At 64.3% G+C, this 19,445-nt stretch carries 13 protein-coding genes and 1 CRISPR repeat array; of the genes, 11 read left to right on the top strand and 2 right to left on the bottom strand.

Annotated features, from left to right (window positions below; translation table 11 throughout):
* Positions 1-18: 18 nt before the first annotated feature.
* Complete coding sequence (locus TFU_RS07920; RefSeq protein WP_011292033.1) at positions 19-2,805, top strand: glycoside hydrolase family 3 protein; 2,787 nt, start codon at positions 19-21, stop codon at positions 2,803-2,805.
* A gap of 49 nt (positions 2,806-2,854) precedes the next feature.
* On the opposite strand, the gene TFU_RS07915 is transcribed toward TFU_RS07920, so the two are convergent.
* The gene (locus tag TFU_RS07915) at positions 2,855-3,439 is read right to left on the bottom strand and encodes a hypothetical protein (protein WP_011292032.1); all 585 of its coding nucleotides are present in this window, start codon (positions 3,437-3,439) and stop codon (positions 2,855-2,857) included.
* Positions 3,440-3,690: 251 nt separating this feature from the next.
* The gene (locus tag TFU_RS07910) at positions 3,691-4,944 is read right to left on the bottom strand and encodes an ROK family transcriptional regulator (RefSeq protein ID WP_011292031.1); all 1,254 of its coding nucleotides are present in this window, start codon (positions 4,942-4,944) and stop codon (positions 3,691-3,693) included.
* 153 nt (positions 4,945-5,097) lie between these two features.
* Here TFU_RS07910 and xylB point away from each other — a divergent pair, with 153 nt between their 5' ends.
* The 10 genes from xylB (at position 5,098) to cas6e (ending at position 18,453) form a co-directional block, all read left to right on the top strand.
* A complete protein-coding gene (gene xylB / locus TFU_RS07905; RefSeq protein WP_011292030.1) occupies positions 5,098-6,492 on the top strand; it encodes a xylulokinase in 1,395 nt (464 codons plus the stop codon).
* 28 nt (positions 6,493-6,520) lie between these two features.
* Positions 6,521-7,678 carry a xylose isomerase gene (gene xylA / locus TFU_RS07900; RefSeq protein WP_011292029.1) on the top strand — a complete coding sequence of 386 codons (1,158 nt, stop codon included), beginning with the start codon at positions 6,521-6,523 and terminating at the stop codon, positions 7,676-7,678.
* Positions 7,679-8,516: 838 nt separating this feature from the next.
* Entirely contained in the window at positions 8,517-9,086 is a 570-nt protein-coding gene (locus TFU_RS07895) for a DUF4352 domain-containing protein (RefSeq protein WP_038043725.1), read from the top strand.
* A gap of 945 nt (positions 9,087-10,031) precedes the next feature.
* Positions 10,032-10,220, top strand: coding sequence for a hypothetical protein (locus TFU_RS16065; protein ID WP_155983541.1), 189 nt, complete (start codon positions 10,032-10,034; stop codon positions 10,218-10,220).
* Between the two features lie 428 nt (positions 10,221-10,648).
* The gene (locus TFU_RS07890; protein WP_011292027.1) at positions 10,649-13,561 is read left to right on the top strand and encodes a CRISPR-associated helicase/endonuclease Cas3; all 2,913 of its coding nucleotides are present in this window, start codon (positions 10,649-10,651) and stop codon (positions 13,559-13,561) included.
* Entirely contained in the window at positions 13,551-15,218 is a 1,668-nt protein-coding gene (gene casA / locus TFU_RS07885) for a type I-E CRISPR-associated protein Cse1/CasA (RefSeq protein ID WP_011292026.1), read from the top strand. The genes TFU_RS07890 and casA overlap by 11 nt, the downstream gene beginning before the upstream one ends.
* Positions 15,215-15,859, top strand: coding sequence for a type I-E CRISPR-associated protein Cse2/CasB (gene casB / locus TFU_RS07880; protein WP_011292025.1), 645 nt, complete (start codon positions 15,215-15,217; stop codon positions 15,857-15,859). Before casA ends, casB begins: the two co-directional genes overlap by 4 nt.
* On the top strand, positions 15,856-17,049 hold the full coding sequence (gene cas7e / locus TFU_RS07875) for a type I-E CRISPR-associated protein Cas7/Cse4/CasC (RefSeq protein WP_011292024.1): 1,194 nt from the start codon (positions 15,856-15,858) through the stop codon (positions 17,047-17,049). The genes casB and cas7e overlap by 4 nt, the downstream gene beginning before the upstream one ends.
* Positions 17,046-17,783, top strand: coding sequence for a type I-E CRISPR-associated protein Cas5/CasD (gene cas5e / locus TFU_RS07870; RefSeq protein WP_011292023.1), 738 nt, complete (start codon positions 17,046-17,048; stop codon positions 17,781-17,783). The genes cas7e and cas5e overlap by 4 nt, the downstream gene beginning before the upstream one ends.
* Entirely contained in the window at positions 17,758-18,453 is a 696-nt protein-coding gene (gene cas6e / locus TFU_RS07865) for a type I-E CRISPR-associated protein Cas6/Cse3/CasE (protein ID WP_041428033.1), read from the top strand. Before cas5e ends, cas6e begins: the two co-directional genes overlap by 26 nt.
* A 226-nt stretch (positions 18,454-18,679) precedes the next feature.
* A CRISPR array of direct repeats spans positions 18,680-19,379; the repeat unit is 29 nt; unit sequence CGGTCCATCCCCACGTGCGTGGGGCTCTC.
* Between the last annotated feature and the right edge of the window lie 66 nt (positions 19,380-19,445).

The raw sequence follows: 19,445 nt of genomic DNA, 5'->3' as shown, positions 1-19,445 counted from the left end.
ACCAGACAGGGACACACCGTGACCGAACCCTTCCGCGACCCCACCCTGCCCCCACACGAACGCGTCCGCGACCTCCTAGCCCGACTCACCACCGAAGAAAAAATCGGCCTCCTCCACCAATACCAACGCCCCATCCCCCGACTCGGTATCGCATCTTTCCGCACCGGAACCGAAGCACTCCACGGCCTCGCCTGGCACGGACCAGCCACCGTCTTCCCCCAAGCCATCGGCCTCGCCAGCACCTGGGACCCCGACCTCGTCCAACAAGTCGGCGCAGCCACCGCCGCCGAAGTCCTCGTCTTCCACACCAAAAACCCCGCCACTGTCGGCCGCAACGTCTGGGCCCCCGTCGTCAACCCTCTCCGCGACCCCCGCTGGGGCCGAAACGAAGAAGGCTACTCCGAAGACCCCTGGCTCACCGGAGTCATGGCCGTCTCCTACGCCCGCGGCCTCGCCGGACCCCACCCCCACCGCATGGACACCGCCCCCACCCTCAAACACTTCCTCGCCTACAACAACGAAACCGACCGCTGCACCAGCTCCAGCCACCTCCCCCCACGCGTCCTCCACGAATACGAACTCCCCGCCTTCCTCCCCGCCCTCCGCGAAGGCGTCGCAGTCGCCGTCATGCCCTCCTACAACCTCGTCAACGGCCGCCCCGCCCACCTCAGCCCACTCATCAACGACGTCCTCCGCGCCGCCGCCCCCGACGAACTCATGGTCGTCAGCGACGCCATGGCCCCCGGCAACCTCGTCGACCCCCAGCACTACTACGACGACCACGCCACCGCCTACGCGCACGCCCTCCGCGCCGGAATCGACAGCTTCACCCAAGACGACGACCGCGCCGAAGCCACTCTCGCCCACCTCCGCGACGCCCTCGACCGCGGCCTCATCACCGAAGAAGACCTCGACCGCGCAGCCACCCACATCCTGTCGGTCCGCGTCCGCCTCGGCGAATTCGACCCCGAACCCCTCCGCCGCGTCGACCCCGACACCGTCAACAGCCCCGCCCACCAAGCCCTCGCCCGCACCGCAGCCCGCCGCTCCATCGTCCTCCTCAAAAACGACGGCATCCTCCCCCTCCGCGACCCCCGCCGCATCGCCGTCATCGGCCAACTCGCCGACACCCTCATGGAAGACTGGTACAGCGGCACCCTCCCCTACGCCATCACCGCCCGCGCCGGCCTCGCCGAACGCACCGAAACCGTGTTCTGCGAAGGCGTCGACCGCATCGCGCTCCGCACCAACGAGGGCTACCTCACCGCCAGCGCCGACGGCACCCCCATGACCATCACCCCCGCCCCCGGCTTCGGCCCCGTCGCCGAATCCGCCGCCTTCGACCTCTTCGACTGGGGCGGCGCCTGGGCCCTCCGCGCCGTCGTCAACGGCCGCTACGTCTCCGAAGACGAAAACGGCCACCTCACCAACGACCAGCCCGGGCCCAACGGCTGGGAAGTCCGCCAAACCTTCCGCTGGCAACCCGACCCCAACGGCACCGGCGTCCTGCAACACATCGCCACCGGCCGCTACGTCGCCGTCGGCGACAACAACACCGTCACCCTCACCCCGGACGCCGACAGCGCCGCCGTCTTCGCCATCGACACCCTCCGCTCCGGCGCCACCGAAGCCGCCGCCATCGCCGCCACCGCCGAAGTCGCCATCGTCGTCGCCGGCGACCACCCCCTCGTCAACGGACGCGAAACCGAAGACCGCACCGATCTCGACCTGCCCGCCGCCCAAGAAAAAGTGCTCCGCGCCGTCCGCGCCGCCAACCCCGCCACCGTCCTCGTCCTCACCAGCGGCTACCCGTTCGGCATCGTGTGGGCCGACGAACACATCCCCGCCATCCTCTGGTCAGCCCACGGCGGCCAAGAATACGGGCGCGCCCTCGCCGACGTCCTCTTCGGCGACGCCGACCCCACCGGACGCCTCACCCAAACCTGGTACCGCTCCGCAGCCGAACTCCCCGACCTGTTCGACTACGACATCATCGCCAACGACGCCACCTACCTGTACTACCTCGGCTCCCCGCTCTACCCCTTCGGGCACGGACTCAGCTACACCACCTTCGACTACACCGACCCTGAAGTCCACGTCACCGACGACCACGTCACCGTCCACGTCACCGTCACCAACACCGGCGACCGCTTCGGTGAAGAAGTCGTCCAGTGCTACACCCACCAGCGGGTCTCCCGCGTCAAACAACCACTCCGCAAACTCCAAGGATTCGCCCGCGTCGCCCTCCACCCCGGCGAAACCCGCCGCGTCCGCATCGACTTCCCCATCCACGCGCTCGCCATCTGGGACGTCACCCGATCCCGGTTCGTCGTCGAAGACGCACCCCGCACCGTCCACCTCGGACGCTCCGCCAAAGACCTGCGGGTCTGCGCCCCCCTCAACGTCCCCGGCGAACCCATCGGCCCCCGCCCCGCCACCCGGCTCCACGCCGCCGACAACGACGAATACCACGGCGTCGTGCTGTGCGCCGCCGCCAAAGACCGCGGAGACGCGGTACGCGCCACCGAACCCGGCGCCTGGATCGCCTTCCTCGACGTGGACTTCACCCCCGCCCCCAAGGAAGCCGTCATCTGCGCCAACACCGACCAGCCAGGCACACTCACCCTGCGCATCGACAACCCGATCAGCGGCCCCACCGTCGCCACCGCCGACATCCCCGCCGCCACCGACCACTTCGACTTCACCGAAGTCCGCATCCCCGTCGACAGCGTCACCCGCCGACACGACCTCTACATCGTGTTCGAAGCCGCAGGTACCGCCCTCTCCTGGATCGACCTGTCCTAAAAACAGGTGGGGCGGCACCCCCACGGGAGTGCCGCCCCACCATCCGAGCTCACGCCATGTTCCACCCCAAACGGGAACCCATCGTGCGCATGAAGCCCAGTTTCTGCTGACCAGCCTTCTGCTGCTCCCCGTGCAACGCGTTGAGCACCACCAACACGCCCGTCAACGCGGGCACCGCCCACTGCGCCACCCGCAGCTTCCGGGACGTGTCCTCCAACTCGGAGTTCGCCGACGGCGCGCCCCCAGGCGTCTCCGACGCTGCCTCTTCAGCACGCCGCCCCAACATCCGGGAATACGCGGTGGCACCCAGCGCCGCCGCCGTCACCGCTGTCTTCGCGATCGTCGAAGCAGCCACCCCCTTCTGGTGCATGACCCGCTCCCGGTTCGCCCCCAACAGGCCAGCCCCGCCGAGCAGATGCGCGCCGATCGCAGCAAGGTTCAGCGGCGCCCACTTGTCCCACCCCGCGCCAGAAATCCGGATCGACTCGTCGAGCCGGTCAGCCTCCTGCTCAGCGGCCTTGTTCAAACCGACCGCCCCCATCAAGGAGCCGCCGAACCACGCGGCCAACCCCAGATCGTGCAGGCCGCGTATCACAGTGTTGCGCTGGGCCATCTGCATCATCTGCATCTGCATTGCAGGCGCCTCCAGGTGAGAAACAGGCTCGAAGTTCGAGCGGCCCCTAGCCCAGGAACACCAAAACAATCACTGAAACACGTATGGAATTCCCCTTCCGCCCCGTCCTGCGGCACCAATCCTGAGGGCACAACACGAGGAGCACGACCGCGAGCCTGCCCCGTACCAGCAGAACACCGCCGCACCCAGTCCAGACGGCCCCACCCCGAAAACCACCAGACCGGGCCCCGCAGCCGCCACCCCCTTACCGGTCAGGCCGCACTACTGCCCGGCGGCAACGGCAACAACCCGGTATCCAACGCATCGATCAACGCCATAGCGCCGCCGCGGGCCGCCGCACTCAACCCCAACGTGGACGGCTCAATCCGGCAGTTCCCACTGTTCGGCGCGAAAGAATACGCAGCCATCGCCTCCCGGCACGACGGCAACAGCCACGGCGACAGCGGCACAAAATACCCGCCGAGAATAATCGCGCTGGGATTCAACAAGTTCACCAGAGTCGCTGCGGCACGCCCCAGCCACTCCCCGGCATCCTCCAACGCCTGCACCGCCGTCGCATCCCCTGACTCCGCGCGGCGCACCGTCTCCGCAACCAAGGACTCCACGACACTGCCCCGCACCGGCCCCTCCGGAACCAGGTCAGGGACCGCGCGGCGCAGGATCGAATCCAACCCCGCCAACGCCTCCAAGCAGCCGTCCTGCCCGCACGCACATGCCGGCCCGTCCTTGAGCAGCGGAATATGCCCGACCTCCCCGGCGAACCCGCTCGCCCCGCGCAACGGTTCACCGTTCATCAGCACACCCGCGCCGATACCGACCTCACCCGTCAAATACACCAAGTCCATGGTGCGCGCCAGATGCCCGCCCCGGTACTCGGCGACCGCACCCAGATTGGCGTCGTTGTCGACCCGCACCGGCGCCCCCGCCAGCGGAGTATCCGCCAGCAGCTCAGTGAGCCGCTGCTGCAACGGGAAATTCCGCCACCCCAAGTTCGGAGCATTCGTGACCGTCCCCGAACTCACATCGACGAGCGCGGGAATCGCCACACTCACCCCCAGCAGGGGACGATCCCGTAGCAAAGGGTCCGCAACCGTCTCCAACAGCAGCGTCTTGAGCTGCTTCGCGCACTCCTCAGGACCGGCAGCCCGAGCGTCGAAAGCCACATGCCGCGTCAGCACCTCGCGCTCCAACAGGTCCAACGCCGCCAACGCGAGATAGTCGACGTTGACCTCAAGCCCGAGAGCCACCAGGGTCGACCCGTTGATCGTCAACATCATGCCGGGACGCCCCACCCGACGCTCGTTGACCAACCCGGTCTCACACACCAGACCCCGGTCGATCAACTCAGCCACCAAGCTGGACACAGTAGCCTTCGTCAACCCTGTCGACGCGGCAACCACCGCCCGGGAACAGGGAGCACTCGTCCGGATCGTGCGCAGCACGATCCCCAAGTTGGTCTCCCTTACCGCCTGGAAACCAGCCGGTCCCTCGGTAGCGCCCACCATGCGATGGCTCCCTCCCGGTTGACGCCCGCCACGGCGTTCCTCCACCACGCTTTCCTACCAGTCTGCTCGTTACCGTCCAGGCAAGGATTGACAATCAATTCGTTCAAACACAAAACTAATAGATGTCCAGCAGTCCCACCAAAGAGAGGCACCATGCCGCTCGTCGCCGGAGTTGACTCCTCAACCCAATCCACCAAGATCGTCGTACGCGACGCAGAAACCGGAGCCCTCATCCGTCAAGGCCGTGCCCCCCACCCTGACGGAACCGAAGTCAACCCCCACGTGTGGTGGCATGCCCTCCTCAAAGCCGCCGAAGGGGGCCTCCTCGACGACGTCGCCGCCATCTCCATCGCCGCCCAGCAACACGGCATGGTCGCCCTCGACGCCGACGGCACCCCCGTCCGCGACGCACTCCTGTGGAACGACACCCGTTCCGCAGACGCCGCCACCGACCTCATCAACGAACTCGGTGGCCCCGCCGCATGGAGCCAAGCCGTCGGCTCAGTCCCCGTCGCCAGCTTCACCGTCACCAAACTCCGCTGGCTCGCCCAACACGAACCCGACAACGCCGCCCGAGCCGAAAGCATCCTCCTGCCCCACGACTGGCTCACCCAACGCCTTACCCAAGCCACCGAACCCGTCACCGACCGCGGCGACGCCTCCGGCACCGGCTACTACGACCCCGCCACCAACACCTACCGGACCGACCTGCTCACCCTCGCCTTCGGCCGCGAACTCCGCACCCCGCGAGTCGCCGCCCCCGCCGAAGTCGTCGGCAGCGTCACCACCCCCGAACTCCCCGCCATCGACGTCGTCGGCCCCGGCACCGGCGACAACATGGCCGCCGCACTCGCCCTCAACGCCCGACCCGGCGACGTCGTCGTCTCCATCGGCACCTCCGGAACCGCCTTCGCCGTCGCCGAAAAACCCACCGCCGACCCCACCGGCACCATCGCCGGATTCGCCGACGCCACCGGACGCTTCCTCCCCCTCGTCTGCACCCTCAACGCAGCCCGCGTCCTCACCGCCGGAGCCGCTGCGCTCGGCGTCACCCTCGAAGAATTCAACCAACTCGCCCTCACCGCACCCCCCGGCGCCGGCGGCCTCGTCCTCTTGCCCTACCTCGACGGCGAACGCACCCCCGACCTGCCCAACGCCACCGGCCGCCTCGACGGCCTCACCCGAGCCAACCTCACCCCCGCCAACCTGGCCCGCGCCTTCGTCGAAGGCATGCTCTGCGGCCTCGCTGACGCCGTCGACGCCCTCGTCCACCAAGGTGTCCCCGTCAACCGTGTCCTCCTCATCGGCGGCGGCGCCCGCTCCGCCGCAGTCCGCGCCATCGCCCCCCAAATCCTCGGCCGCCCCGTCACCATCCCAGCCGAAGGCGAATACGTCGCCGACGGCGCCGCCCGCCAAGCAGCCTGGGCACTCTCCGGCAAACCCACCCCACCCGAATGGGAAGACGCCGGAACCGTCGTCAGCGAAGCCGACCCCACCCCGCAGGTACGCGAACGCTACGCCGAAGCCCGAAACCGACTCGAACCGTAAAACCAAACCGACAACGAAAGAGGCCCACATGAGCAACTACCAGCCCACACCCGAGGACCGGTTCAGCTTCGGACTGTGGACTGTGGGATGGCGCGGCCACAACACCTTCGGCAAGGCCGTACGCCCGCAACTCGACCCCGTCGACGTCGTCTGGAAACTCCGCGAACTCGGCGCCTACGGCATCACCTTCCACGACGACGACCTCCTCCCGCCGGACAGCACCCCCGCGGAACGCGACGCCATCATCAAACGCTTCACCCGGGCGCTCGAAGAGAGCGGCATGACCGTCCCCATGGTCACTACCGACCTCTTCAGCCACCCCGTCTTCCGCGACGGCGGCTTCACCTCCAACAGCCGCGACGTGCGCCGCTACGCCCTGCGCAAGGTCATGCGCAACATCGACCGCGCCGCGGAACTCGGCGCCCGCACCTACGTGTGCTGGGGCGGCATGGACGGCGCCGAATACGAACCCGCCAAGAACATCTCCGCCGCGCTCGACCGCCTGCGCGAAGCCTTCAACATCCTGTGCGAATACGTCCGCAGCAAGGGCTACAACCTGCGGTTCGCCCTCGAACCCAAACCCAACGAGCCCCGCGGCGACATCCTCCTGCCCACCATCGGCCACGCCATCGCCTTCATCAACGAGCTCGACCACCCCGAAATGGTCGGCCTCAACCCCGAAGTCGGCCACGAACAGATGGCCGGACTCAACTTCACCCACGGCATCGCCCAAGCCCTCTGGCACGGCAAACTGTTCCACATCGACCTCAACGGCCAGCGCGGCATCAAATACGACCAGGACCTGCGCTTCGGCGCCGGCGACGTGCGCGACGCGTTCTTCCTCGTCAACCTGCTGGAAAGCAGTGGCTACGACGGACCGCGCCACTTCGACTTCAAGACCCCGCGCACCGAAGACGTCGACGGCGTGTGGGAAGCGGCACGCAACTGCATGCGCAACTACCTCATCTTCAAGGAGAAGGCTGAAGCGTTCCGCGCCGACCCCGAAGTCCGCGAAGCCATGGAAGCCGCCCGGGTCTTCGAACTGGAGCAGTCCACCCTCGCCGAAGGGGAGACCCTGGACGACCTGCTCGCCGAAGACATCAACCTGGACGAAGTGGCCCAGCGCGGCTACCACTTCGAACGCCTCGACCAGCTCGCCCTCGACTACCTCCTGGGCGTGCGCTAACCACTATTCCGCCCCGTCAACGTGGGCGGCCGCGCAGGCCGCCCACCGCTCTCCGCAGCGGGGGCGCGGAGAGCACACTGGGGCGGATCCTCACCTCCACCCCGCACGGGCCCGCCTGCCACCAGCCCCAGGCCTAGCCCGTGCGGGGTATTCGTCTTCTCTCTAGAAGTTCGCCACCTGCATCACGTAGCGGATCTGCCTACAACGCTGTCCCGAGGAATCACGCCAGCATCAGGGGATTTTTCGACAAGAGTCTTCTCACCACGCTCTTCGGACCGCGCCTCATCTCCCACGGGTCTACCACTACAGCAGCACGTGCTTCTGTCTCCGGCAGGGAGCCGTTCTGTCCACAACCGATACACCCCCACTTGCCCGCTGCAACACGGCACCTCGTTCAGGAGAATCAGAACTTGGTCAGAGCAGAGCGCCCATTCCGTTGCTGTCTGCGCTACTGGGGAAACGGAGCTTAGCTGCCGAAAACTTGCCATTCCGGCGACTAAGCCCTCGGAAGCAGGATGTTCGAATTGGATATCTCCGATAACTTTCCGTGTCCAGGAAGAGTGTGCGGTGGCTGAAAACATGCAGCGCAGTAACTGGCTTCCACCAGGCCCTCATCAAAAATGGGGATATTTAGGCAGTTGGGACAGGAAGAAACAGATCTTAGATAAGTTGAAGCCAGCGCACTCTCTATGAGTAGAGGCGTGTCACAGCAATCATTCCCTTCCTCGAAGGAACTTCTTCCCTAGAGGGCTGGCTTCACCAGTCGCTGACTTTTTATCAGTCGGAGGCAACGATGCATCCCCCATATCAGCCGCCCCAGCCGCCGCCCCAGCAGGGCATGTCCACAGGTGCAAAGATCGCGCTATTCGGATGTGGCGGTTGCGGCGGTGTGCTGTTTCTGTTCATCGTTTCCGTGATACTCCTGGGAATCGTGGCGAGCAGCAGCAGTAGCAACAGCGGCAGTAACAGCAGCGGTAGCGGTGGAACTTCTTCGGCATCGACCCCGACTGAGGAAGAAGAGTCATACACGGTGGGCGACGCTGTGACACACGGCGATTGGGAGATCACTGTGCTGAGCGTCGAGGAGGGGGTTACCGAGATCGCTGAAAGCTACAGAACACACGTTCCGCAGGGCCAGTACGTGGTGGTTGAACTCCGCGTAAAAAACGTTAGCAGCGGCCCAGAGTATTTTGAGGACGGCGATCAGGTGCTCATAGACACTGAGGGAGCCATGTATCGGCGGGACGTGTCAGCCTCGTCTGGAATTGACTGGCTTGAGGTAGTGAATCCTGGAGTGGAAGTCGAAGGAAAACTCGCATTTGACGTGCCAAAGGCTTTCGAGCTGTCGCACCTGCTCGTCAATGGCGAGGGAAGTTTCTCCACAGGGGTCCGCGTGGATGTCAAGTAGCTGAGCGGAGGCTACTGCGGCTGCGGCACCGCAGAAGGCGATGCCTTCCTGTAAACCAGCTTTCTATCGCAGAAAAGTAGACCTTGTTACACCGAGTGACAGGGTCTAACGTTTTCGAAACCTATCCGTGTCTCACAGTACAGGCTTCAGGGGAAAAGACGGTCTATCCCCACGTGCGTGGGGCTCACAGAAGCTGACCTGTGGATTTGCGAGGCGTTATCTTCGCGTTGCTTTCTGTGTAGTCAGCCTGCTGGCTGAGGATAACTCTAAGCCAGTTTTGCGAAGAGTTCTGTTTATTGCTGCCTTAATTGGAGTGCTCTTCAACAGCAGACTCCGTTCAAGGGGCTCGTCTTCGAGTGGGACAGAGCGGTAGCGACCCTGGTCCAGTGAGACGCCCTTACCTGAAGAAACGGCAGTTCGTGCAGCTGTAGCATGAACTGTGACAAATTGGTGATTTGTTCATCTTTGTGGATGGGTGCTGGTTTGCTAGTTTTCGGAGGGACAACTTGATCAAGGCGCCTCCCGGATCGCGAATTCGGTCTTCTGTTTTCTGTATCCGGAAGGTCAGGGGATCCGGGGGACCGGTAGTGCAGAGTAGGCGTGAGTTTCGAGTGCTTTTCACTTCTCGTGTCTCTCTGTTCGCGCTTCTGCTGGTCATCCAGGTGTCTCCGGCTTTAGGGGTGCCCTTACGGTCCACAGAGTGGATTGACGGGGTATCTAGATTTTTCGCTTGCTTGTGAAGCAGGTGCGATCATGTTTGGTGTTCTCTCTAAATGAATATTTTCTGAGGGGGTAAAGATGGCGAATGTGTACTTGAATGAGCTAGAAAGAATTCTCGGAGAGCCTAAGTTTCCTGTGGTCTAGAATGACTGAAAGAGGATTCATGAGCTTTTTGGAAGGGAGCTTCCGGGTGACTATATCTATATAATCAATAGGTATGGAGTGGTGGCAACAAGTGATGATTTCATGGTTCTTCCTGGAGAGATTGATTTAGGGAAATGTCTAGGCGATGGAGGCTATTTCTCTATCTGGGAATTTCAATGCTTGACAGAGTCTTTTAATAAATTCACATTCTATGTGAATGGAGAAGAAGAGGAAAGAGATTCGTCTTTTGTCTTTGATAAAAACCCATGAACTGTTGCTGTTGCGTCAGGAACTGTCTGGCGCGACTTGAATATGAGTTTTCTGAGTTCATGGTGTGCGCAATAAAAGGAGAGCTGTCAGCGCCGAATCCTGGTCATGTATTCCCGAAAGGGAGTCAGCACTCAGCTCAAGCCGTCCTCTGCAACGAGTGGGCGGCGACATTACTTTTTAGCAACCAGCCTTTGGACCCTCAGGCTCCGCCTGTGTAGACGACTGATGCTGGACAGAGCGTTCCCCGCCTATGCGGGGATGACCCCTCAGTCGAGGATCCTCCATCACGTCCGCCTCGCCGTGCTCCCGGTGCATGTGGGGGAGCGGCGGCCCGCTTGTCGCCCCTCCTCACCTGGCTCTTTCACCACATTTGAGGAAATTTTTCTGTTTGCTGTGTTTTCCTTCCTGAGGTGTGGTGAGATGTGCGCATGGCTTTCGATGACTCTGCGTCGCCGTGGCCGGGCAGACTGTCTGCTGCAGCACGGTCCGTGTGGGCCAAACACGACCGTGACACGGGTGACTGGTTACCGCTGTGGCGGCACATGGCAGACAGTGCCGCGGTTGCAGGCCGGCTGTGGGACGAATGGCTACCCCGCCAGGTGCGGCGCCTGATCGCCGCGGCCCTGCCCGGCGGGGAAGACGACGCCCGGCGGCTAGCGGTGTGGCTGGCCGCAACCCACGACATTGGGAAAGCCACTCCGGCATTCGCCTGCCAGGTCGAGGAGCTGGCTGCCGCCATGCGCCGCACCGGCCTGGACATGCCGCTGCACAAGCAGATGCCGGACCGTAAGGACGCCCCCCATAACCTGGCCGGGCAGATCCTGCTCCAGCAGTGGCTCATCGAACGGCATGGTTGGCACAAGCGCAAAACACTTCCGTGGACGATCGTCGCGGGCGGCCACCACGGGGTGCCACCCACGCACGATGAGCTGAGGAAGCTCGCCCAGTCCCGCGAACTGCTGTGTACCTCCTCCTATGAAGACATGTGGCGCGGTGTCCAGACCGAACTGCTCGACACTGCTGCCGCGGCCTGCGGGGTGACTGAGCGGCTGGGGGAGTGGCAGCACGTCGACCTGCCTCAACCAGTGCAGGTACTCCTCACCGCGCTGGTCATTGTTGCCGACTGGATAGCCAGCAACGCCGACCTTTTCCCCTACTTTCCCGACGGGGTCGCCACCGACCCTGAACGCATCGACACAGCCTGGAAGCAACTGGACCTGCCACACCCTTGGCAGGCAGTGGAACCGGAAGAGGATCCCGCAACCCTGTTCGCCACCCGCTTCGACTTGCCGAAAGGGGCACGGATCCGTCCCGTTCAGGAAGAAGCCGTGCGACTGGCCCGCGCCCTCCCCGCCCCGGGAATGATGATCATCGAAGCGCCGATGGGGGAGGGGAAAACGGAGGCGGCGCTCGCTGTCACCGAGATCTTCGCTGCCCGCTCCGGAGCCGGCGGATGCTTCATCGCCCTGCCAACCATGGCCACCGGGAATGCCATGTTCCCGCGGATGCTCCACTGGTTGAAGCGTCTCCCCAACAAAGCCGGTACGCACTCGGTGTTCCTGGCACACTCCAAGGCTGCTCTCAACGAGGAGTACACCACGCTGGCCCGCCAGGACAATGGACGGATCACCGACGTCGACCGCGACGGCACAGAAGGGGAATGGCAGCCCCGCAGCGATGAACGAGTGGCCCCCGCTCAACTCGTCGCTCACCACTGGCTGCGCGGCCGGAAGAAAGGAATGCTGTCCTCGTTTGTGACAGGCACCATCGACCAGCTTCTCTTCACCGGACTGAAGAGCCGCCACCTGGCGTTACGCCACCTCGCGATGGCCGGAAAAGTGGTTGTCGTCGACGAAGCCCACGCCTACGACACCTACATGAACTCCTACCTCGACCGGGTACTGTCCTGGCTGGGTGCCTACGGCGTGCCAGTAGTGGTACTTTCCGCGACCCTGCCGGCTCGTCGCCGCCGCGAACTCCTCGAAGCCTATGCCGGGGCCGCAAGTATCGACAGCGGTTTCGCCGAGGTGGAGAAAGCAGACGGCTACCCACTGCTCACCGCAGTCGCCCCGGGAACAGCCCCGCGTATCGTGGCGCCAGCCGCCTCAGGCCGCGGCACCACCGTGTGGCTGGAACGCATAGACGACGACCTGGACACACTCGCGGACCGGTTGGAAGAAGAGCTCGCCGAGGGCGGCTGTGCCCTAGTCGTCCGCAACACGGTCGACCGAGTCCACGAGGCCGCCGCCCACCTGCGCCAGCGTTTCGGGAACGACCAGGTGAGCGTCGCCCACGCGCGTTTCGTGGATGCGGACCGGGTCGAGAACGACACGCGGCTACTGGAAACCTTCGGCTCCCCCGACAAAGTCGCGCAAGCGGGAGGCAGCCGCCCCACAAAACACATTGTGGTCGCCAGCCAGGTAGTGGAACAGTCTTTAGACGTTGACTTCGACCTGCTGGTCAGCGATCTCGCACCAATCGACCTGCTGTTGCAGCGGATGGGCCGCCTGCACCGCCACCAGCGCGGGAAAGAGCAGTGCGAGCGTCCCCCGCGGCTGCGCGCCGCGCGCTGCCTGATCACCGGGGTGGACTGGACAACCAGGGTCCCCCAACCAGTGAAAGGCTCTCGGACCATCTACCGGGACTATCCACTGCTGCGCTCCCTGGCGGTCCTGGAACCCTACCTCGCCGAGACTGCTGGGCAAGGACAAGCGATCCGCCTGCCGGACGCTATCCACCCGCTGGTGCAGGCAGCCTACGGCTCCGAAACGGTCGGCCCCGCCGAATGGCAGGAAACCCTGGAAAAAGCCCGAATCGCCGACGACGCCCACCAAGCCGACCAGCGCGGCCGTGCCAGGGACTTCCTCCTCGGACCAGTGAAGAAACCCGGACAACCCCTGACCGGATGGGTAAACGCCGGGTTGGGAGACGCCGACGACACTCGCCGCGGTGCCGCCCAAGTCCGTGACAGTCAGGAAACCCTGGAAGTCCTCGTCGTGCAGCGGCGCGCCGACGGTACGCTCACCACCCTGCCGTGGCTAGGCAAGAACCGCGGCGGGTTGAAACTGCCCACCGATGCTGCTCCTCCTGTCCGGCTTGCCCGCATCGTCGCTTCTTCAGCGCTGCGCTTGCCCTACCAATTCAGTTCCACAGCCAAAGTTCTTGACCAAGTCATCGCCGAGCTTGAAGCCAACTGCATCCCGGCGTGGCAAACGAAAGAAGCGTATTGGCTGGCAGGCGAACTGATCCTGTTTCTCGACGAGAACTGTCGTAGCCACCTGGCGGGCTACGAACTCCGCTACACCCGTGCCAACGGCCTTGAGGTCCACCGTGACAACTGACGCACCCTCCTTTAACCTGATCACGCAGCCGTGGCTGCCCGTGCAATACCGGGACGGCACCGAAAAAGAACTGTCGCTGCTCGAAGTCTTTAAACAGGCGCCACTTTTGCGCCGACTCGTCGGCGACGTGCCCACCCAAGAGTTCGCCCTCCTACGGCTCCTACTGGCGATCCTGCACGACGCGATTGGCGGCCCAGAAGACTCCGACGAGTGGGCTGAACTGTGGACGCAAGACGAGGCAGAACAACAGCTGCCCTTCGACTGCATTGCCTCATACCTGGAGCAGTACTACCACCGCTTTGACCTGCTGCACCCCACCACTCCGTTCTTCCAGGTCGCTGATTTGCACACCCAGAAGAACGACGTGTTCTCCCTAGATCGGATCGTCGCCGATGTCCCCAACGGGGAGCTGTTCTTCACCATGCGGGCCCGCGGCGTGGACCGCCTCAGCTTCGCTGAAGCCGCCCGCTGGCTAGTCCACGCCCACGCCTACGACACTTCCGGCATCAAATCCGGTGCTGTAGGAGACCCTCGGGCCAAAGGCGGCAAAGGCTACCCACAAGGAGTTAGCTGGGCCGGAAACCTCGGTGGCATTCTGGTCGAAGGCGCCAACCTGTACGAGACACTGCTGCTCAACCTGGTGGCGTTCGACACCGACAACCTCATAGTTACCCCCGAGGACCGCCCGGCCTGGCGGCAGCCACCCACCACCGCCGCCCCCGCAGACGACGAAGAACTCGCCCAACGCCCGTACGGTCTATGCGACCTCTACACCTGGCAAAGCCGCCGTATCCGACTGCACTACGACGCCGACGGTGTTTACGGGGTTCTGCTCGCCTACGGCGATCCGCTCGCCCCGCACAACAAGCACAACCACGAACCGATGACCGCCTGGCGGCGCAGCCCAGCCCAAGAGAAGAAACTGAAAAAGCCACAGGTCTACCTGCCGCGCGAACACGACCCGACACGCAGCGCCTGGCGGGGCCTCGGCGCCCTCGTGGCCGGGGAGGCAAGTGGAGCTGAACAGCGTGGCGAAGCCGCAGCGATCGTGCGCCCCCGCATCCTCGACTGGGTGGCACGTCTCGTCAACGAAGGCTTCCTGCCCGAAGACTACTTCATCCGCACCCGGCTCATCGGCGTCTCCTACGGAACCCAGCAGGCCGTCATCGACGAAATCGTCGACGACCACGTGGCCATGGCCGTGGTCCTGCTCCACGAACGCGACAGCGGCCTGGGGCGCACCGCGATCAAAGCAGTGGAAGACGCCGAAAAAGCAGTCACCGTCCTCGGAGGCCTCGCCGCTGACCTCGCGAAAGCGGCCGGAGCTGACCCCGAAACCCCACGTGCTGCAGCACGTGATCGCGGATTCGGCATGCTCGACGGTCCTTTTCGAACCTGGCTGGCCACCCTCGCCCCCGGCACAGACGCCACCGAAAGACGCCGCGCCTGGCAGCAGAAAGCCCACCGCATCATCAGCGACCTTGGCAGGCAACTCGTTGCAGAAGCAGGGGAAGCTGCATGGAACGGCCGGGTCATCAAGGGCAAAAACACCGATGTCTGGCTCAACGCTTCCCGAGCTGATCTGAAGTTCCGCGCCGAACTGAAAAAGGAGCTTCCCATGGCCACCAGTGAACAGACAGGTGAGGCAGCATCGTGACCACCACCGAAACCCCGAAAACCATCTCCTTGACATGGGTGGGAACATTCGTCGACCAACGGGTCCGAGAAATCCAGGAAGGCTACCGCCTCGACAATCCCCGCGCGGTAGCGACCCTGGCGCGCCTCCGCAGAGGAGCAGGCAAGGAAATCGGGGACACCCCCGACTTGTGGGGGCTCATCCTCGACGACCGTTTCTACGCTGACGCCCCTCCCCTCAAAGAAAAAGACATGGAAGTCGCGGAGAACTCCGCGCACATCGCCCTCACCCTCTACGCCATCCACCAACAGTCACGCCGCGACGACCGCATGCACCAACGTGGCTGGGGACTGGGTGAGGCAGTACGCAGACTCATGCCTTCAAGCGAAATCGACGAACCGCTCCGCAAACGCTTTGTGCAAGTCGGCCACGCCGTCACGTATAAAGCTCTCGCTCAGAGGTTGCGCGAAATCGTCACCCTGCTGCGCCGCGACGCCATCCCCCTCGACTACGGGCTGCTCGCTGACCAGCTCTACCAGTTCCGCACCCCCCAAGGAGCACAACGCGTCCGTACTGCCTGGGGACGCGGATTCCACGCCTACCGGCCCAAGACCACCCAAAACCCTGACTCCACCACGACGACCGAAAAGGACAACTCATGAACCGCACCATTCTCGACCTGCACATCCTGCAGACCGTCCCGCCCAGCAACCTCAACCGGGACGACACCGGCGCCCCCAAGACCGCCAACTACGGCGGGGTGCGCCGCGCCCGCGTGTCCAGCCAGGCGTGGAAACGCGCCACCCGCATGGCCTTCAACACCCTGCTCCCCCCGGAAGACCTCGGTGTGCGCACCAAGCGGGTCGCTGAAGTGCTGGCCGAACGGATCCGCCGCCACGACGATTCCATCGACGAGCAGAACGCCTGGACCCTGGCCGCGGAAACCATTCAGGCCGCCACCGGTAGCAAGATCGAAGTGCCCAAGCGCAAAGCCGACACAGCAAAGAAGGAAGGCAAAGCCGCTCCGGCCCCCGAATCCTCCTACCTGATGTTCCTCAGCAACCGCCAGCTCGACGGCCTGGCTGAACTCGCTCTCGAAGGCCGCGCCGACATCAAGGCGTTTTTCAAGGACAAAGACAACAAAAAGCGGGCTAAAGAGATCGCCGACACCCGCCACTCCGTCGACATCGCCCTGTTCGGACGCATGGTCGCCGACGGCGCTGACATCAACGTCGACGCCGCCGCCCAAGTCGCCCACGCGATCAGCGTGCACGCGGTAGAGAACGAATTCGACTACTACACCGCTGTCGACGACCGCAACCCCGACAGTGAAACTGGCGCGGGCATGATCGGCACCATCGAATTCAACGCCGCCACCCTCTACCGCTACGCTGCCCTCGACGTCGATCTGCTGCGCAAGAACCTCGGCGAAGGGCTTCGGGAAGACGAGCCTCTCACCGAACCGCTACGCCGTGCCGTTGAAGCGTTCATCCGCGGCTTCGTCGAATCCATGCCCACCGGCAAGATCAACACCTTCGGCAACCACACCCTCCCCGACGTGGTGATCGCTAAAATCCGCACCTCCCGCCCGGTGAGCTTCGCTAGCGCTTTCGAAGAACCCGTCACCGCCACAAACGCCGGCGGATACCTGAAACAGGCTTGCGAACGCCTAGCCACCTACATCCCCGAGATCGAACACGCCTACGGAGTCAAAGACGACACCGACACATGGCTGGTCTGCGTGGGACCCAACACCAAGGCACTCACCAGTCTTCCCGGCGCACAGGTGACCCTCTCCGAACTCGTCACCGCCGTCGGTTCAGCAGTCGCACAGCGGATGGCAGACCGGTGAAAGTCCTGACACTACTGTTGGCCGGCCCCTTGCAGGCGTGGGGGGCCGCCTCCCGCTTCACGCGGCGCACCACCGAACACGCCCCTACCAAAAGCGGTGTCCTCGGCCTGCTCGCCGCCGCCCAAGGCCGCGAACGCACCGACGACCTGTCCGACCTGGCTGCCCTGCGCTTCGGCGTACGCGTCGACCAGCGCGGCACCCGCATCCGCGACTTCCAGACCGCTATACACCTCGACACCGGAAAATCCATGCCGGTGTCCGAACGTTTCTACCTGGCGGACGCTGTGTTCGTGGCAGCAGTCGAAGGCGAAGACACCCTCATCGACACCCTGCACCAGGCAGTACAGCACCCCGTGTACCTGCCCTACCTGGGGCGGCGCTCCTGCCCACCCTCCCGCCCGATCAACCTGGGCGTGCACAGCGGAAAACCGCTTGAACAAGTGTTGGCAGAAGAAAAGTGGCATGCCGCCAACTGGTATCAGCGCCAACTACGCGACCTTCCGGAGGTCCCCCTCGACCTTCTCGTCGACGCGCCCCCGGGTGATCCTGGTGCCGACAGCCTGCGTGACCTGCCAATCAGCTTCGACCCGGTGCATCGCCGCTACGCCCTGCGCGGCGTACGCACGTTAACAGTCACCGTGCCTAACCCGCAGGCACGCAAGACCACACCGCCCAACCACGACCCCACCCCACTCCTGAGAGAACCTCATGTACCTCACCCGCTTTCGCCTTAACACCGCGCGTAGCGGGGCACGTAAACTGCTGGCCTCCCCGCAAGCTATGCACGCCGCCGTCATGAGCTCTTTCCCGACCCTGCTGCCCAGCGACACCGACGGCCCGCGTGTGCTGTGGCGAATCGACCGCACCTCCAGGGCTGAAGTGTTCCTCTACATCGTCAGCCCGCCCAAACCTGACCTGACCCACCTCGTGGAGCAGGCCGGGTGGCCAACCCAACCCACGTGGGAAAGCTACGACTACACTCCGTTTCTGTCCCGCCTAGCAAAAGGAGACGTGTGGGCGTTCCGGCTCACTGCCAACCCTGTGCACAGCATCCGCCGCAAAGCCGGGGAACCCACTAAACTCACCGCACACCTCACCCAGCGCTATCAAAAAAAGTGGCTGCTGCAGCGCCAAGACGCTGCGGGATTCCGGGTAGTGGAGAAACCTGCGGAAAAGCGTCGCCTTCCCGAAGGCGACGAACACGAACTGATCGTCCACAACCGTCGCGACTGGAACTTCTCTAAAGGAGCTCGAAAAGGCCGTCCGGTCTCTCTTGTCACTGTGACCTTCGACGGTCGGCTCGAAGTCACCGACCCCGACGCCCTACGTCGCGCGCTCATCTCGGGGATAGGTCGCGCCAAAGCCTACGGATGCGGCCTGATGACCCTGGCCCCAGTGGGCTGACCGGGGAGCACTACCGGGAAACGGTGCGCCTCCAGTCTGCGTGAACTCACCCGGGCATCTGGCCGGTGGCCCTTCGCCTACCTAGGACGGGGTACCGTGCGCCGCGACGCCAACGCCATTACCGCGGAGGACGGCGAAGGGACCACCCACATCCCCTCCGCCACCATCGGAGTCTTATCACTGGGGTCCTGCGCCCCCACCGGGGCGGCCGAGGGAGCGTGCGCGGCCGCCCATCCCCACGTGCGTGGGGCTCTCTACGGCCACTGGACGAACCTCGTCGACCCCACCGGTCCATCCCCACGTGCGTGGGGCTCTCTGTGTCCGCCGCTCATGCGGGGTAATGGTCTGCGGTCCATCCCCACGTGCGTGGGGCTCTCGCGTCGAAAACCTGGTCATCCCTAAAGACGCACGGTCCATCCCCACGTGCGTGGGGCTCTCTGCGGGGAGGACGCTGTCCGCGTCCCCCAACGCGGTCCATCCCCACGTGCGTGGGGCTCTCGCCTGAGCGCGTCTGAGCGCGTCTAAGCGTGTCGGTCCATCCCCACGTGCGTGGGGCTCTCGCGGTGATGCTGGTCTAGCGTGCGACTGAAGCCGGTCCATCCCCACGTGCGTGGGGCTCTCTGCCGTTTCAGGTAGAGGCTGGTTTCACTCCGCGGTCCATCCCCACGTGCGTGGGGCTCTCGACGCGATCATCCGGGTCGCCGAGACGGCGGTCGGTCCATCCCCACGTGCGTGGGGCTCTCTCGGATCGGGCCGCGATCGAGAGCATTTTGATCGGTCCATCCCCACGTGCGTGGGGCTCTCGACTACGGCACCGCCTACACCATCACCTACGCGGGTCCATCCCCACGTGCGTGGGGCTCTCATCGTCAGTGTGCGGCCCGTAACTGGCGAGTTCGGTCCATCCCCACGTGCGTGGGGCTCTCAGTTGTTGACCTGCAGTTTTGTGGGCTGTTATCTTCGCGTTATCTGTCTGGTGGGCGTGCTTCCCT

Source organism: Thermobifida fusca YX (assembly GCF_000012405.1).
In the GTDB taxonomy this organism is placed as follows: domain Bacteria; phylum Actinomycetota; class Actinomycetes; order Streptosporangiales; family Streptosporangiaceae; genus Thermobifida; species Thermobifida fusca.
Note: the sequence above shows the minus strand (reverse complement) of the source record. Positions and strands in the feature narration are given on the sequence as shown.